We start from the raw sequence: 15,583 nt of genomic DNA on the forward strand, positions 1-15,583 counted from the left end.
CTGATGCAACGTGAGGAATTTATGCTGAACGTGGATTGGACCGAAGTGGTGGCGCTGTTCAATGTCGACTCGCGTTATGCCTGCAGTGTGGTCGTTGCGCCTGTCATACGCAAGATCGTGCCTGCGACTATGCAGGGTATCAACGGAGCGCATCGATGAACGGCTACGAACTCCCCCCGGGTGCCGCGGGCTTGGTTGCCGCGCTTGCTGTCGGTCTGGTGATTGGCCTGGAGCGCGGCTGGCACGATCGCGAATTACCGGAGGGTGGACGTGTTGCAGGCCTGCGCACCTTTGCGCTGACCGGACTGCTCGGTGGCGTGCTTGGGCATCTGCAGCCAGATTTCGGCGCTTGGCCTTTGCTGGGTGCGCTGCTCGGACTCGCCCTGCTGCTGACGGTGTCCTACGCCCGTAACGCCAAACTGTCGGGTAACCTGAGTGCCACTACCCCGGTGGCGATGCTTCTCACTCTGGTCCTGGGTGCCTTTGCGGCACACGGCAACATCACCTTGGCGTTGTCGGCAGCAGTGGTTGGCGCTGTGTTGCTGGATCTCAAGCCGACCTTGCACGGTTGGTTGCGTTTGATCGATCACCGCGAATTGACTGCATCGCTGCAACTGCTGGTGTTGTCCATGGTCATCCTGCCTTACCTGCCCAATACGGGCCTCGGGCCCTATGCCGCGCTCAATCCGTACCAGCTGTGGTGGGCAGTCATCCTGATTGCGGGCCTGTCGCTGACGGGTCACTTTGCCATGCGGATCACCGGCGCGCAAAGGGGTGTGCTGTGGACCGGGATCCTGGGAGGACTGGCATCTTCCACCGCAACCACGTTGGCTTTGGCTCGCTACGCACGCGAGCAGCCTTCGCTGACAGGCGCGGCGGTAGCCGGCACGTTGGCATCCTGTGGCGTCATGTTTTTTCGCATGGTCGTTCTGCTGGGTGTCATCCAGCCGGCGCTGCTGTCCACCTTCGGCAGCGCCCTGGTGGTCACTGGCGTGGCACTGCTGTGTATTGCGCTATGGGGGTGGCGCAAGTTGGACCGCACTGTAGTGGGGGAGGGCGCTGTCGGCGCGATGGCGCCATTCGACCTTGGCACCGCGCTCGGTTTTGGTGTGCTGCTCGCTGTCATGAGCGTCCTGGTGCCCGCGGCAAAGCAGTGGCTGGACACCAGCGGCCTCTATGTGCTGTCGGCGGTTTCAGGCCTTGCCGACGTGGATGCGATCTTGATCTCGGTCGCTCGGCTGCATGGTGCCGGTGGATTGTCCACGGGCGCCACCGTCACGGCGCTCGGTCTCGCGACATTGGCAAACATGGTGGCAAAGGTCGGCATCGCCTGGACGACAGGCGGCGCGCAGGTCGGTAAATCGGTTGTTTTCGGCTACCTGGGTGCGATGGCGTCCGGAGCTGCCGTATTGGCGCTGAGCGTGACGTTTTCGTGAGCGTCCACTGGCCACGTCTTCAGAATTTTTTGTGTTTGAACAATAGGGATCACCGCTATGGAAAAGTCATTTCATCGATTCTCTGAACTGTTTGCCCAGCTCGGCCTGCGCATGGATGCAGCAGGCATTGGGGAGTTCTTGGAGGCCCACTCTCCACTGCCGGCCGATGTGCTGCTGGCCGATGCCCCATTCTGGACGCCAGCTCAGGCGACTCTGTTGCGCGAAGAGCTTCTGGAAGATGCGGACTGGGCCGAAGTAATTGACCGGTTGAATGCCGCCTTGCGTGCACCCAAGGGGAGGTCATGATGCCTATGAGGAATCGTCTGTCGTTGGGGGTAGTCGTGGTGTCTCTGGCGCTGAGCTCGATGGTTCACGCGCAGGAGGCCAAGCTGGGATCGAGTGTTGAAGGGTTGCTGCAAGCGGCCAGGGATAGAAACCCAGAAATCGCCAGCATGCGTTTTGATGCGGATGCGGCAGCAGAGCGCGTCGCGCCTGCGGGCGCCTTGCCGGATCCTAAATTCCGAACCGAATTGCGTGACATCACGCGCATGGGAGAACAAAACCCCACGCTATTGCCAGGGCGCGTCGGAAGCACCCGCTACGTGCTGATGCAGGATTTTCCCTGGATGGGCAAACGCGGTCTGAAGCGTGAGGTGGCTGAGTCACAAGCACAAGCTGCGAGAAGCCGTGCAGCAGGCGCCTGGGTTGAACTGGCTGGCAAGATCAAGACGACTTATGCCGAGCTCTATTACCTGGACCAGAACGAACGCTTGTCGCGGGAAATTCTCGACCTGATGGCGCGATTGGAAAAAGTCGCGCAGGTCCGCTATGCGGGCGGGCTTGCTGCGCAACAGGATGTGATCCGTGCGCAGGTGGAGCAGTCCACCATGCGCAACGAACTGATTGCACTGGACGCTGAGCGTCGCCAACTCCAGTCCAAGTTGAATGCGCTCGTGGGGCGTCCGACCTCGGAGATTTTGGCTGCACCCGAGCAGATCCGCGCCTTGCCGTCGCCGGAGCAAGTCAGCTTCGCAGCGCTGGAAGGGCGCGCCCGGATGAACAATCCGCTGCTGCGCACGGAAGAGTCCCAGATCAGGGCGGCCGAGAAGAACCGCGAGCTGACCTACAAGAACCGCTATCCCGACTTCAACGTCGGTATCTCTCCGATTCAGTACCGAGGCTCGATCAAAGAGTGGGAGCTGATGGTCGAGTTGAATATTCCCCTGCAGCAAGATTCGCGGCGCGCCCAGGAGCGGGAGTCCGAGGCCATGTTGGCCGCTGCACGCTCACGCCAGGAAGTCGTCACGAATCAAGTCCTGGCAGACCTTTACGCCAACGTGGCAGGTTTTGAGTCCGCCCGGCGCTCTTTGGCGTTAACGACCGAAAGTCTCTTGCCGCAGTCGGAGTTGACCTTCCGCTCTGCGCTGGCTGGGTACCAGACGGGCAAGGTGGATTTTGCGACCTTGCTGGACGCGCAGCGCCAGATTCGTCAGTCCAAACTGAATCAGATCAAAGCCGGCGTGGAAGCGCAGAAGCGGCTTACCGAAATTGAACGCATCGTGGGAGAAGAACAATGACAACAGGTTTCAAGGCCGGCGTATTCCTGGCTATCGTCGCCGCAGGGTTGGCGGCGGGTGGTGGCTATTGGATGGGACAGCGCCAATCAGAAGCCCGCAGTGGTGACCAGACTGAGTCGCAGGGCGCCTCTGCCGGTCCTACCAAGAAGGAGCGCAAGGTACTTTTTTACCGTAACCCGATGGGGCTGCCCGACACATCTCCCACACCGAAAAAAGATCCAATGGGGATGGACTACATCGCGGTCTACGAGGGAGAGCAGGAAGAAGCAGAAACCAACTCCAATCAAATTCGCATCAGCACCGAAAAGATTCAGAAACTTGGCGTTCGCACCGAGGCGGTGAGTCTTCGCTCTCTGGACAAGGTAGTGCGTGCCGCCGGACGCATTGAACCAGACGAGCGCCAGACCTTCACCATTGCTGCCAAATTTGAGGGCTATGTGGAGCGTCTGCATGCCAACGTTACCGGGCAGACGGTGAACAAGGGGCAGCCACTCTTCGAGGTATATAGCCCCGAACTGGTGTCTGCTCAGCGCGAGTACGCCATCGCGGCACAGGGTGTCGACGCGTTGAAGGATGCCTCTGGTGAGGCACAGCGTGGCATGCGTGAGCTGGCCGACTCCAGCCTGGCGCGGCTTCGCAATTGGGACATATCGGACGAGCAGATCAAGACCTTGGCAAAATCCGGCGACGCACGCCGCACGCTGACATTTCGCTCACCAGTGGCAGGAATCATCACGGACAAGAAGGCCATCCAAGGTATGCGATTCATGCCGGGCGAAATGCTCTACCAAGTTGCCAACCTGTCCTCGGTCTGGGTCATCGCGGATGTCTTCGAGCAAGACATCGGCTTGGTCAAGTCGGGGGGCAAGGCCAAGGTGCAAATCAATGCCTACCCAGACAAGGTGTTCCAGGGGACAGTCAGCTATGTGTATCCCACCCTGAAGCCTGAAACCCGAACGGTGCAGGTGCGCGTGGACTTGTCGAACACGGGTGGCTTGCTCAAGCCTGGCATGTTTGCCCAGGTGGAACTTCCGACCGCCAGCAAGGGGGCGGTTTTGACGGTGCCGACTTCGGCCGTGATTGACAGCGGCACGCGCCAGATCGTCCTGGTGCAGCTCAAGGAGGGACGATTCGAACCCCGCGATGTCAAAGTGGGCGCACGCAGCGACGACCGCATTGAAGTCACCGAGGGCGTTCGCGAGGGTGAGCAGGTGGTCATCGCTGCCAATTTCCTGATCGATGCAGAAGCCAACCTCAAGGCGGCCGTGGGCGGCTTTGGGCACTCCTCACATGGAGCTAAGTCGGAAGCACAAGGCACCCCTGATGCGAGCAAGCCCGCTGCCTCCGTCGGGCACCAAGGTGAGGGCAGGGTGGAGGAGTCTGATGCGAAGGCCGGCACGGTGACCATTGCCCATGGTCCCATACCCTCCCTCAAATGGCCTGCAATGTCCATGGAGTTCAAGGTCTCCAACAATGGGCTGATGGCGGGCTTGCAACCTGGCGCAGCGGTGGTCTTCGAGTTCGTTGAGCGTGGACAGGGTGAATGGGTGGTCACCTCCGTGAAACCCATGGGCAAAGCGGCGGCCACTCCGCACGCCGGCCATAACTGATCTTCAGGGAACAACATGCTCGCGAAGATCATTGACTGGTCAGGAAGAAACAGCTTCCTGGTGCTCCTGGCCACGCTGTTTGTCATTGTCGCAGGGGTATTCGCGGTGTTGCGAACGCCTTTGGACGCCCTGCCGGACTTGTCCGACGTGCAGGTCATCGTCTACACCGAATACCCTGGACAAGCGCCCCAGGTGGTTGAGGATCAGGTCACCTATCCCTTGACCACCGCCATGCTGTCGGTACCCAAGTCCAAGGTGGTGCGCGGCTTTTCGTTCTTTGGAGCGTCCTTCGTCTACATCATCTTTGAGGATGACACAGACATCTATTGGGCGCGTTCGCGCGTGCTGGAATACCTCAATTTCGCATCCAGTCGAATGCCCAAGGGGGTCACGCCCCAAATTGGCCCTGATGCCACCGGTGTGGGTTGGGTCTACCAGTACGCTTTGATCGCCAAAGACCGGACGCTGGCCGAGTTGAGAACTTTGCAGGATTGGTACCTGCGCTACCAGCTGACCAAGGCGCATGGCGTCGCTGAGGTGGCATCCGTCGGTGGCTTTGTCCAGACCTACCAGATCACCGTCGACCCGGTGAAGCTGCGGGCCTACGGCATTCCTTTGGCCAAAGTGTCACAGGTCGTGCGCGACTCCAATCGTGACGTCGGCGGCCGTGTGGTGGAGATGGCCGAGACAGAGTACATGGTGCGCGGAAAGGGCTATCTGCGCGGCGCGGCGGACATTGAGAACCTGGTCGTCAAGGCCGAAAAAGGCACACCAGTATTGATTCGAGACATCGCTCGCGTTGAACTCGCTCCCGATGAACGGCGCGGCCTGACCGAACTCAACGGGGAGGGGGAGGTGGTCTCGGGCATCGCCATGGCCCGCTATGGCCAAAACGCCCTGGAAGTCATCCATAACCTGAAGGAGAAAATTACCGAAGTTTCGGCAGGGCTGCCGCAGGGCGTCAGCATCCAGGCTGTTTACGACCGATCTGACCTGATTCATCGGGCCATCGATACGCTCAAGCGAACGCTGATTGAGGAGAGCCTGATCGTTGCCTTGGTCTGCATGGTCTTTCTCATGCACATCCGTTCAGCCCTCGTGGCTATCTTGATGTTGCCCGTAGGGGTGCTGATCTCATTCATCGCGATGCGCTTGCTGGGTATGAATTCCAACCTGATGAGTCTAGGCGGTATCGCCATTGCGATCGGTGCCATGGTGGATGCGGCCATCGTCATGATCGAGAACGCCCATAAACACCTGGAGCGGCTCCCACCCGAGCACAACAGCAAGCAGCGGGTCGAGGCCATGATCGCCGCCTGCAAAGAGGTTGGCCCGGCACTGTTCTTCTCGCTGCTGATCATCACCGTGTCGTTTCTGCCCGTGTTCACGCTCGAATCACAGGAGGGGCGCATGTTCTCACCGCTGGCGTTCACCAAGACGTTTTCTATGGCAGGAGCGGCGCTGTTGTCGGTGACGCTGGTGCCGGTGCTCATGATGATTTTCATTCGCGGACGCATCATGCCGGAGTCCCGTAACCCGGTGAACCGGTTCCTGATCTGGGTCTACCGACCCATCATCGCTGGCGTGATGCGCTGGAAGAAGGTGACCATTGCCATTGCCCTGGTCGTGCTTGGGGTGTCGTTCTATCCGGCCAGCAAGCTGGGGTCCGAATTCATGCCGACACTCAATGAAGGCACTTTGCTCTACATGCCTGCTTCGCTGCCGGGCATGTCGATCACCAAGGCCGCCGAGTTGCTTCAGACGCAAAACAAGATCATCAAGAGTTTTCCTGAGGTTGAATCGGTCTACGGTAAGGCAGGACGGGCCAACACGGCCACCGACCCGGCACCGACCGAGATGTTCGAGACGGTCATCAACCTCAAGCCGGAGTCAGCGTGGCGATCTGGCATGACCACCGACAAATTGATCGCCGAGATGGACAAGGCACTGCAATTTCCTGGCGTCTCCAATGCCTGGACCATGCCCATCAAGGCGCGCATCGACATGCTGTCCACCGGTATCCGCACACCCATTGGTATCAAGGTCTTTGGCAAGGACTTGAACGAAATGGAACGCCTGGCGCGGGAGATCGAGACCGTAGTGAAATCCGTGCCCGGCACCACCTCGGCATTCGCGGAGCGGATCACAGGCGGCTTCTACCTGAACATCGAGCCCGACCGCGCCCAACTGGCACGCTACGGTCTGGCGGTGGGTGATCTGCAGGAGGTCATTGGTACGGCGCTCGGCGGTGACATGGTGACCACCACGGTGGAAGGGCGAGAGCGTTTTGGCGTTACGGTTCGCTACCCACGCGAATTGCGGTCTGACCCGCAGCAGATCGCCCGCGAAGTGCTGGTGCCGACCATGGATGGAGCCATGATTCCGCTGGGCCAGGTTGCCCGCGTGGAGGTGGCCAAGGGCGCCCCTGGCATCCGTACCGAAAATGCGTTGCTATCTGCCTACATTTTTGTGGACATCCGTGAGCGTGACATCGGTGGCTACGTCGCCGAGGCGCGCAAAGCAGTGAATGACCAGGTCAAGTTCCCGCCCGGCTACTACGCCACATGGAGCGGTCAGTTTGAGTCTATGGAGCGTGCCATCGAGAAAATGAAACTCGTTGTGCCAGTAACGCTGTTGCTCATTTTCCTGCTGCTGTACCTGAACTTCAGGCGACTGACGGAGACTTTGATCGTCATGCTGTCGGTGCCGTTCGCGTTGGTTGGCGGCGTCTGGCTGATGTGGTGGCTTGGCTACAACCTCTCTGTCGCAGTTGCTGTGGGCTTCATTGCCCTGGCTGGTGTGGCCGCTGAAACCGGGGTCGTCATGCTGATCTACCTGGACCACGCCTGGGAAGAGATCAAGGAAAAACGCCGCTCTGAAGGGAAAGAGCCAGGAGTTGGTGACCTTTACGAGGCAGTCATGGAGGGCGCTGTCGAACGGGTTCGTCCTAAAATGATGACGGTCGTTGCCATCATGGCGGGCCTGCTGCCCATCATGTGGGGGACCGGCACCGGCTCGGAAGTGATGAGTCGCATTGCCGCACCGATGGTCGGTGGCATGATTTCTTCGACCGTGCTCACGCTGGCTGTGATTCCGGCGCTTTACGCGCTGGTCAAACAGTTTGAACTTCGAAGGCAGCGTGCTTCGGGAACGGATTCGCATCCATCCGACCCAGTCTGGAGCCGTGAAGTTTGAGCCATGGACGCTGGCCCTTGGCGTCGACGCGGAGCGTGGGACAGGGTCTAAAAGGAGGCGCTTTACTTGTTTCACCAACTGCTCTGACCCCTCTCTCAATGCACAACACATCAAACTGCGAGTTGACCTCCTTTGAGCGGCTCAACCGCGACTGCTTCTGTCTGAGCCTGGATCCTGCGGCGCTGGCGGCTGCGCTCGATGCCGAGTTGGGCTCTCCGAGCTTGTCGCAGCTAGTGCGCGACCGATGCCCCTACCTGTTTGCTGCGCAGCCGGTCTTCGTGGCGCGGCCTCCTCTCGAACGAATGGCCCGCGTCGTGCAAGCCATCGAGGCAGTGGTGGCACTCCCGGCCTACCGGGAGCAGGTCTTGGCGGATGCCCCCGCCATTGCGCGGGACGGCACCGGTGGCTCCCAGGGCGTGTTCTTCGGCTATGACTTCCATCTGGACCAAGACCGTCTCGGTTTGATCGAAATCAACACGAACGCTGGTGGTGCGATGCTGAATGCGGTGCTGGCCCGTGCTCAGCGCAGCTGCTGTCAGGCTGTGCATGCAATGGTGCCCGGCCGAGCAGGCGTCACAACGTTCGAGCAGCGGCTGGTGGACATGTTCCGCCGTGAGTGGCGGCTGGCCGGTCACTCACGGCCGTTGGTCTCGATCGCTATCGTGGACGAAGCGCCGCAGCAGCAATACCTGTATCCAGAGTTCCTGCTGTTCCGGCAGCTGTTTGAGCGCCATGGACTGCAGGCCATCATTGTCGATCCCTCCGAGCTGGCGTGCCGTCACGGCAGGCTCTGGCACGGCGAACTCGCCATCGACGTGGTTTACAACCGTGTCACAGATTTTTATCTGGATCTGCCTGCCAACGCCGTGCTGCGACAGGCTTGGCTGGAACAGGCAGCGGTTCTCACGCCCCATCCGACGGCGCACGCGCTATACGCCGACAAGCGGCGACTGGCCTTGTTCAGTGACGATGGTGCGCTGCGGGAGCTGGGCGTTGCTGACGACGACAGGAAGGTGCTGCTGGCGAACGTGCCGCGCACCGAAGTGGTCGATGAGGCACATGGTGACCGGCTGTGGGCGGCTCGTCGTAGCCTGTTCTTCAAACCCGCGGCGGGCTTCGGTAGCCGCGCCGCGTACCGAGGTGACAAACTCACGCGCCGGGTCTGGCAGGAGATCATGACGGGAGCCTATGTAGCACAGGCCCTCGTGCCTCCGGGCGAACGCGTCATTGCGAATACGGAGGGACTGCAGTCCATGAAATTCGATTTGCGCGCCTACGCCTATGCCGGCGACGTTCAGTGGGTTGCTGCACGCGTGTATCAGGGACAAACCACGAACTTCCGCCAGCCGGGCAGTGGCTTTGCCCCCGTCTACACCACCGTGGATGGCTCCGGCCGCGGAATGTGCGACTCGGATGGTGAACACGCGTCCTATGTGTTCCTGCTCGACGAGGCGGGCGAGGTGCACGCGTTGCCGCATGTGCTGTATGTGGCGCTTGCCAGGGGCCAGGCCTTGGCACCGATATTTGCGGACCAAACTCTGCGCCTAGCGGACTGGTATGTACGGCTTCGGGCCGATGGGGTGCCGGGTGCTGTGGTCAACGAGACCTATGGGTTTGTTCGCTTCGACCGAGAGGGGCGGTTCAAATTGGAGGCTGCGCCAGGAGATGCAGCATGGCCTACTCCTGAGGAGCGCCGACGGATGCAGGAGCTGCTATTCTCCATAGACTTGGAGCCCAACGGCGCCTGATCATAGGAGCCGGTAGGAGGGTGGGCCGCCCAACGAAGTGAATCATTTGGGTTGCTGCAAGAATGGTCAGACGATGATGCGTGGCTTCTGGCCTGGCAAAATGCAGATGGTCACGTCGCATGGGCGAGGACCAACTCCCACCAGATGCACGCAGCGACCAATCCCATCTCAAAAGTTACGGGGCACAGGTTTCTTTGGCGGCTTTTGCGCCATCTTTGCAGGCCTTGACTTCGGCCTCATAACGCGCCTTGCGCAATTGGTTCAGGTATGGCGTCGTCTGTGCGCGCGGGCCATGGTCGAGCTGCAATACGAGTTTCTTGGGAGGGCAGACCTTTTCTTGGTCTGGAGCGGCACTGGCCGAGAGACTGAAGCCAAGGGTCGTGGCGCCAACGAGAGCGATGAGCAAGTATTTCATGATGAACTCCTTGGATAGGAAAACCGAACATATGAATCAGCGAGGCACAGGGCTGCCGGCTGACTGCGCCAACAGCGGTACGCGAAGCGCAAGGGCACGCTTTTTTCTGTTTTTGACAGATCCCGGGGTTTCTGTGCCAACGTCGAAGGTTTTTTCCGCAGTTGCCACGCCGCCTGTTTAGATTCCTCGGCCTCCCCGGAAACCCGCTGCAACCCCAACTGGCAATCAACCCCGGTAGTAGAGACGCAGACGCGCGTCGCGTTCGGCAGGTGACTCGTTCCGCAACTCGTTGACTACTTGCTCACGCGTCTTGCCTGGACCTGCCGCATCAGGTGTGCGGATAGGGTAGTTGCTTTCGCCGTAAGAAAGGAGGCCTTGCCGCATGGCAGCCTCGGCTTCTGTTTTGACTTGAGCACGGGTTTTATCGCTCTTGAAGTGTTCCGGGTGAACGATGACGCCCATTTCGTTGTTGGCGGGATGCTCGTACGCTGCCGAAGCCATCCCTGGAAGGCCCAGGGTAACCACTGCGGCCGCGGCGGCAATCATGGAAGAAAGGGAGAGGCGTTTTTGGATCATGGTTGAAGCTCCTAGCGATAGTGAATAAAACTTGCATCTCTCATGCCTTGCTTGGGCGTTGAGGAGATGTGTTCATCGTAGGGAGCGCACCCCAACAGAATCTAGACAGCCCGATGATATTTTTGTCAGGGAGCGGCGCGAACTGGAGCGCAAGTTGGTGGACCTGCGCGGGGGGTAAACACGGAGGACGGAGAATCTACCTCAAGGATACGCGCCTATCACGGCAGCAGTCCGGGTGCCATTGGGCAGCCCCTGGCTTACGCGCACCCTCCAGCGATGTGGCTCCAGCGAGCTATCGCAAGCGATTGATAGGTGGTTGTGGGTCCGCAGGCGTGCCAACAAGTGCAGCGATGATGGGGCAGGGAAACGCCTGCCCCGTCTCCTCGCACCGCGCGAGCATGTCACGCAGTGCACCTCGCATGCGCTCCAGATCCCCGACCTTCTCATCGATTTGCTCAAGGCGTCGCTGCGTCACCGTCTGGATGGCCCGGCGATTCCGTCCGTCCTCCAGGTCTAGCAGCGATCCCACCTCATCCAACGAGAAGCCCAGGCTCTGCGCCCGCTTGATAAAGCCGATCCGCTGAACCATTGAAGCGGGGTAACGCCGGAAACTGCCTGCGGCCTTCGGGACCGGCAAAAGCCCGCGACCCTGGTAGTAGCGAATCGTCTCTACGCCGACGCCAGCGACTTTGGCCAGTCTGCCGACCGTCATCCAATCGCCCGGGCCTTCGTTCATCGAGGGATCTACCGTTTTCTTCATAGCCATGGCAGGATAACGCTGTACCGCGTAGTTGACCCCTGTCTCCATTTGATTAAGATCAAGATCTCGCAGCTTGCCTAAGCATAGGATTGGTGTCATTGGGTATATAGGCCGCACATGCGCACACATCTCAACCCTCGTAGGATTCGTGCCATCGCGTGGATGGTGCTGGGGTATGGTTTTTTGCGCTTGCGGCCGGGATGGCGAATGCCTGCCTGTTGGAGTCCCCGGAGCCGCACCACTATGCGTCAGGGTATGAGCACGGCAATGGCCACTCCCATGGGGGTCATGAGGGCGCCCACGAAAAGCATGAAGAGGGGAGCCAGGACCCGTCGAAGGCACCTTGCCTGAAACTTTGCGGAGAGGTCAACCAGTCGGCAATGCAGAAGACGCCGACCTTTGCGTTCGACCTTATTGGGCTTCCGCCCCCTTCCTATACTGCCTGGGAACCGGCCCCGGCGCTGGCTCTGCGAGCCATCCTATTGAGGAGCCCCCAGCGGGCTCACCCACAGCCGCCTGCTTGGCTGCTGTTTGCACGTCTCGCGTTATAGCCCCTCCTGTGAGCGCTGTGCCGGCTATGTCCCGCACGCGTCTCGTACGCCTTGACTCTGTACCCGGCTACGGAGTTCTCATATGGGATTTGTCTTCTGGAAGCGCCACTTGGCTCGACCAGACGACAAAAACCAGCGGCTAAAGGAGAAAGAAATGACATTCGTGCGCTCCATCGCGGTCGTCTTCGGCGCCGCCCTCGTCAGTTTGTTTTCATTCGGGCAAGACGACCATCAGGCCCATCATCCTGCGGGTTCGAGCGCCCCTGGGACTTCGGCTCTAGTGGCGCCGAGCTTCGAGGGCATCCCGGAGCACTCGCGGATCAATGCTGCCTGGAACGAGCAGGCGTAACGGAGAACCCCATGGCAAAGAACAAGAAGGCCGCGACAGGCGCGAAGAACAAGGCTCATGCGGACGTGACCGATGTCGCGCACAACCCGTCGCGCGACGAGGCAACGGAACGCTCGATCGGCCGCGAGGACTATGAGGCGCAGTTGCACATGCTGCAGATAGAACTCGTGAAGCTGCAGCGTCACTTCATCAAATGTAGCGACCGCATCCTCATCCTCTTGGAGGGACGGGACAGTGCGGGCAAGGATGGCAGCATCAAGCGACTCGTCGAACACCTGAGTCCGCGGGAAACCCGGGTCGTCGCGCTCAGCAAACCCTCCGATCGGGACCGCACCAGTTGGTACTTCCAGCGCTACGTGCCGCACCTACCGGTCGGCGAAGAACTCGTTGTGTTCAACCGCAGCTGGTACAACCGCGCCGGCGTGGAGCCGGTGATGGGTTTCTGCACGGCTGAGCAGCACGAGGAGTTCATGAACTCCGTGCCGAAGTTCGAGGAGATGCTGGTCAACTCCGGCATCAAGCTGCTGAAGTATTACCTCGACATCGGGAAGAAAGAGCAGACCCGCCGGCTCAGTGAACGCCGCCGTGACCCGCTCAAGCAATGGAAATCAAGTCCGGTCGACGCCGTGGCGCTGAAGCACTGGGACGGCTACACGCGTGCGCGCGACGAGATGTTCATACGCACGCACACCGCTGCCGCTCCCTGGTCCGTCGTGCTCGCCGACAACAAGCGAGTCGCCAGGCTCAACCTGATCAGGGACGTCCTCTCGCGGCTCCACTACGCGGGCAAGAAGCACAAGCTCATCGCACCCGACCGGGAGATCGTCTTCGAGTTCTCGCAGGACTGCCTGGATTCCGGCCGACTCGCACGTTGATACATCGAACAGAACCAACAGGATGAACCATCTATGAAGTCAATCAACGTTGAAGTCGGAGGGCTCATATCGAGCCTGAGCGCGGAGGGAGTACGTCGCAAGTTGCTGCAGCTTCCCGGCGTCCATCACGCGGATGTCAACTACGTTGCGGGAAGCGCAACGGTCCATCTCGACGAACGGCAGCTCAGTGTCGAGGATCTGCGCCGCCGGATCGTGGAGTGCGGCTATCACTGCAGTGGCGAGCAGACGCCTAAGCATGTGTGCGATCCCGCCACGGGCAGTACGGCGGGCCAGCGCCATGACGGACACGCCGATCACGCCGTGTCTGCGAAGCAGGAGGATCACGCGGTGCATTCGGGGCATGCCCATGCAGTCGGAGCGACTGCGACGATGGCCGCCTCGCCGGCCTCCCATGCCGGGCACCAGGGCCACGCAGGCGAGCCCGTCATGGACGACATGATGCACGACATGGGGCACGGGTCTGGGTCGATGCAGGACATGGCCCGGGACATGCGCAATCGGTTCTTCGTGTCCCTGATCTTTTCGATTCCGGTGTTTCTCTATTCGCCGATGGGGAAGATGTTCGGCGACTTCCAGACACCGTTCGGGCTGGACAACAAGCTCTTTCTTTTCATCTTCGCGAGCGCGGCGATCCTCTATCCCGGCTGGCCTTTCTGCATCGCTGCGTGGCGCGCTTTGCGCAACGGTGTCGCCAACATGGCCACGCTGGTCGTGCTGTCGGTGGGCGTGGGATACCTGTTCAGCGTCGGAGCGACCTTCTTCTACGAGGGTGAGGTGTTCTATGAAGCGGCGTCAGTGCTGCTGGTTTTCATCCTGCTGGGCCACTGGTTAGAGATGCGCGCCCGCGCGGGTGCGTCCGACGCGATTCGCGCGCTGATGGATCTCGCGCCACCGATGGCCACCGTCGTGCGCAACGGTGTCGAGACCAAGGTGCCAACCGCCGAGGTCGTGGCCGGTGAACTGGTGGTGATCAAGCCCGGCGACAAGATCCCGGTGGATGGCGAGATCGTCGAAGGAGCCTCGCAGGTCGACGAGTCGATGCTGACCGGCGAGTCGATGCCGGTCAAGAAGGTGGTAGGCAGCACCGTCGTTGGCGCCAGCATCAACAAGAGCGGGAGCTTCCGCTACAAGGCCACGAAGGTCGGTGCGGACACGGCATTGGCCCAGATCGTCAAGCTGGTCCAGGAGGCCCAGAACTCGAAGGCACCCGGCCAGCTGCTGGCCGACCAGGCGTCGCAGTGGCTGGTGCTGGCGGCGATCGTGATTGGCTTGTTGACCTTCAGCGTCTGGTACTGGGTGATGGGCCAGACGCTGCTATTCGCACTCACCTTGACCATCACGGTATTCGTGATCGCATGCCCTGATGCGCTGGGCCTGGCCACGCCGATGGCCATCATGGTCGGGACCGGCCTGGGTGCGATGAACGGCATCCTCTTCAAGAACGCGGCCGCGCTGGAGAACGCTACCAAGCTGACAGTGGTGGTGTTCGACAAAACCGGCACCTTGACACTCGGGCAGCCCGATGTCGTCGAGATCGTGGCCGCGCCCGGTTTCGAAGAGGCGCGGCTTCTGGCGACGGCCGCCGCGGTGGAGAAGTTCTCCGAGCACCCCCTTGCACTCGCAGTGCTCAAGCGTGCGGGGGACATGCCGACGGAGGTCACCGAGAACTTCACCAACATCGATGGGCAAGGTGCACGGGCCACCATCGGGGGCGAGAGGGTGCTGCTCGGGAACCGGCTGCTGATGCAGTCGGAGCAGGTAGACCTGACCGTCCTCGCCAGCGAGGCAACGCGGCTGCAAGGCGGCGGGCGCACGGTGGTCTATGTCGCGCGCGGCGGCCGGCTGATCGGCCTCATCGCAATCGCGGACGCCGTCCGGCCGACCTCGCGCGAGACGATCTCCAAGCTGCAGGCGCGGGGCGTGAAGGTCGCGATGCTGACCGGCGACAACCAGGCGACCGCCGAGCGCATCGGCAAGGAACTGGGCATCGACATCGTCCTTGCGGACGTGCTGCCCGGCCAGAAGGCATCCAAGATCAAGGAGTTGCAGCAGCAGGGCCACAAGGTGGGCATGGTCGGCGACGGCATCAACGACGCTCCAGCGCTGACCCAGGCCGACGTCGGTTTTGCGATCGGCGCCGGGACGGATGTCGCCATGGAAAGCGCCCAGGTGGTGTTGATGAAAAGCGACCCGTACGACGTCGTCGGGGCCATCGAGCTCTCTCGCGCAACGCTGCGCAAGATGCACCAGAACCTATGGTGGGCCGTGGGCTACAACGTGGTCGCCTTCCCGCTTGCGGCTGGGGTGTTGTACCCCTTCACGCTGTCGCCGGAGGTTGCCGCGTTGTCGATGTCCGGCAGTTCTGCGATAGTGGCCATCAATGCACTAATGCTCAAACGCACGCGCTTACCGGGCATCAAGCGCGTCACGTCGCGCACCTCCGCTCAAGCGGTCGCGTGAGCCCGTGCTG

General features: G+C 60.9%; 13 protein-coding genes. 10 read left to right on the plus strand and 3 right to left on the minus strand.

What is annotated here, in order from left to right:
* The first annotated feature begins 3 nt into the window (after positions 1-3).
* The 7 genes from CBP34_RS19630 to CBP34_RS06995 all read left to right on the plus strand — a co-directional run bounded on the left by CBP34_RS19630 (position 4) and on the right by CBP34_RS06995 (position 9,566).
* The gene (locus tag CBP34_RS19630; RefSeq protein ID WP_167372726.1) at positions 4-159 is read left to right on the plus strand and encodes a hypothetical protein; all 156 of its coding nucleotides are present in this window, start codon (positions 4-6) and stop codon (positions 157-159) included.
* Entirely contained in the window at positions 156-1,436 is a 1,281-nt protein-coding gene (locus tag CBP34_RS06970) for an MgtC/SapB family protein (protein WP_086911978.1), read from the plus strand. Before CBP34_RS19630 ends, CBP34_RS06970 begins: the two co-directional genes overlap by 4 nt.
* A 57-nt stretch (positions 1,437-1,493) precedes the next feature.
* Positions 1,494-1,742: a DUF2789 domain-containing protein gene (locus CBP34_RS06975; protein WP_011804768.1), complete on the plus strand. Its 249-nt coding sequence runs from the start codon at positions 1,494-1,496 to the stop codon at positions 1,740-1,742.
* Positions 1,739-3,013: a TolC family protein gene (locus CBP34_RS06980; protein ID WP_086911979.1), complete on the plus strand. Its 1,275-nt coding sequence runs from the start codon at positions 1,739-1,741 to the stop codon at positions 3,011-3,013. The genes CBP34_RS06975 and CBP34_RS06980 overlap by 4 nt, the downstream gene beginning before the upstream one ends.
* The gene (locus CBP34_RS06985) at positions 3,010-4,623 is read left to right on the plus strand and encodes an efflux RND transporter periplasmic adaptor subunit (RefSeq protein WP_086911980.1); all 1,614 of its coding nucleotides are present in this window, start codon (positions 3,010-3,012) and stop codon (positions 4,621-4,623) included. The genes CBP34_RS06980 and CBP34_RS06985 overlap by 4 nt, the downstream gene beginning before the upstream one ends.
* 15 nt (positions 4,624-4,638) lie before the next feature.
* Positions 4,639-7,818 carry an efflux RND transporter permease subunit gene (locus CBP34_RS06990; protein ID WP_086911981.1) on the plus strand — a complete coding sequence of 1,060 codons (3,180 nt, stop codon included), beginning with the start codon at positions 4,639-4,641 and terminating at the stop codon, positions 7,816-7,818.
* A 98-nt stretch (positions 7,819-7,916) separates the two neighbouring features.
* Positions 7,917-9,566 (plus strand): hypothetical protein, encoded by a 1,650-nt coding sequence (locus CBP34_RS06995; RefSeq protein WP_005795302.1) that lies wholly within the window; start codon positions 7,917-7,919, stop codon positions 9,564-9,566.
* Positions 9,567-9,741: 175 nt separating this feature from the next.
* On the opposite strand, the gene CBP34_RS07000 is transcribed toward CBP34_RS06995, so the two are convergent.
* The 3 genes from CBP34_RS07000 to CBP34_RS07010 all read right to left on the minus strand — a co-directional run bounded on the left by CBP34_RS07000 (position 9,742) and on the right by CBP34_RS07010 (position 11,323).
* Positions 9,742-9,981 (minus strand): hypothetical protein, encoded by a 240-nt coding sequence (locus tag CBP34_RS07000; RefSeq protein ID WP_005795304.1) that lies wholly within the window; start codon positions 9,979-9,981, stop codon positions 9,742-9,744.
* Between the two features lie 225 nt (positions 9,982-10,206).
* A complete protein-coding gene (locus CBP34_RS07005) occupies positions 10,207-10,557 on the minus strand; it encodes a DUF4148 domain-containing protein (RefSeq protein WP_086911982.1) in 351 nt (116 codons plus the stop codon).
* Positions 10,558-10,849: 292 nt separating this feature from the next.
* Positions 10,850-11,323: a MerR family transcriptional regulator gene (locus tag CBP34_RS07010; RefSeq protein ID WP_232504739.1), complete on the minus strand. Its 474-nt coding sequence runs from the start codon at positions 11,321-11,323 to the stop codon at positions 10,850-10,852.
* Positions 11,324-12,022: 699 nt separating this feature from the next.
* Here CBP34_RS07010 and CBP34_RS07020 point away from each other — a divergent pair.
* From CBP34_RS07020 to CBP34_RS07030, 3 genes are read left to right on the plus strand one after another with little or no spacing between them, the layout of a single operon-like run.
* Positions 12,023-12,217, plus strand: a complete 195-nt coding sequence (locus tag CBP34_RS07020; RefSeq protein ID WP_026435775.1) for a hypothetical protein — start codon at positions 12,023-12,025, stop codon at positions 12,215-12,217.
* Positions 12,218-12,228: 11 nt separating this feature from the next.
* Entirely contained in the window at positions 12,229-13,092 is an 864-nt protein-coding gene (ppk2, locus tag CBP34_RS07025; protein ID WP_026435774.1) for a polyphosphate kinase 2, read from the plus strand.
* A 33-nt stretch (positions 13,093-13,125) separates the two neighbouring features.
* Positions 13,126-15,573 (plus strand): heavy metal translocating P-type ATPase, encoded by a 2,448-nt coding sequence (locus CBP34_RS07030; protein ID WP_086911984.1) that lies wholly within the window; start codon positions 13,126-13,128, stop codon positions 15,571-15,573.
* Positions 15,574-15,583: the final 10 nt, after the last annotated feature.

This window comes from Acidovorax carolinensis (genome assembly GCF_002157145.1).
Classification (GTDB): Bacteria; Pseudomonadota; Gammaproteobacteria; order Burkholderiales; family Burkholderiaceae_C; genus Acidovorax; species Acidovorax carolinensis.

What these genes read in the sequence shown, in the direction of transcription:
- CBP34_RS19630 (WP_167372726.1), top strand. Translation starts at nt 4, where the DNA reads ATGCAACGTGAGGAATTTATGCTGAACGTGGATTGGACCGAAGTGGTG.
- CBP34_RS06970 (WP_086911978.1), top strand. Translation starts at nt 156, where the DNA reads ATGAACGGCTACGAACTCCCCCCGGGTGCCGCGGGCTTGGTTGCCGCG.
- CBP34_RS06975 (WP_011804768.1), top strand. Translation starts at nt 1,494, where the DNA reads ATGGAAAAGTCATTTCATCGATTCTCTGAACTGTTTGCCCAGCTCGGC.
- CBP34_RS06980 (WP_086911979.1), top strand. Translation starts at nt 1,739, where the DNA reads ATGATGCCTATGAGGAATCGTCTGTCGTTGGGGGTAGTCGTGGTGTCT.
- CBP34_RS06985 (WP_086911980.1), top strand. Translation starts at nt 3,010, where the DNA reads ATGACAACAGGTTTCAAGGCCGGCGTATTCCTGGCTATCGTCGCCGCA.
- CBP34_RS06990 (WP_086911981.1), top strand. Translation starts at nt 4,639, where the DNA reads ATGCTCGCGAAGATCATTGACTGGTCAGGAAGAAACAGCTTCCTGGTG.
- CBP34_RS06995 (WP_005795302.1), top strand. Translation starts at nt 7,917, where the DNA reads ATGCACAACACATCAAACTGCGAGTTGACCTCCTTTGAGCGGCTCAAC.
- CBP34_RS07000 (WP_005795304.1), bottom strand. Translation starts at nt 9,981, where the DNA reads ATGAAATACTTGCTCATCGCTCTCGTTGGCGCCACGACCCTTGGCTTC.
- CBP34_RS07005 (WP_086911982.1), bottom strand. Translation starts at nt 10,557, where the DNA reads ATGATCCAAAAACGCCTCTCCCTTTCTTCCATGATTGCCGCCGCGGCC.
- CBP34_RS07010 (WP_232504739.1), bottom strand. Translation starts at nt 11,323, where the DNA reads ATGGCTATGAAGAAAACGGTAGATCCCTCGATGAACGAAGGCCCGGGC.
- CBP34_RS07020 (WP_026435775.1), top strand. Translation starts at nt 12,023, where the DNA reads ATGACATTCGTGCGCTCCATCGCGGTCGTCTTCGGCGCCGCCCTCGTC.
- ppk2 (WP_026435774.1), top strand. Translation starts at nt 12,229, where the DNA reads ATGGCAAAGAACAAGAAGGCCGCGACAGGCGCGAAGAACAAGGCTCAT.
- CBP34_RS07030 (WP_086911984.1), top strand. Translation starts at nt 13,126, where the DNA reads ATGAAGTCAATCAACGTTGAAGTCGGAGGGCTCATATCGAGCCTGAGC.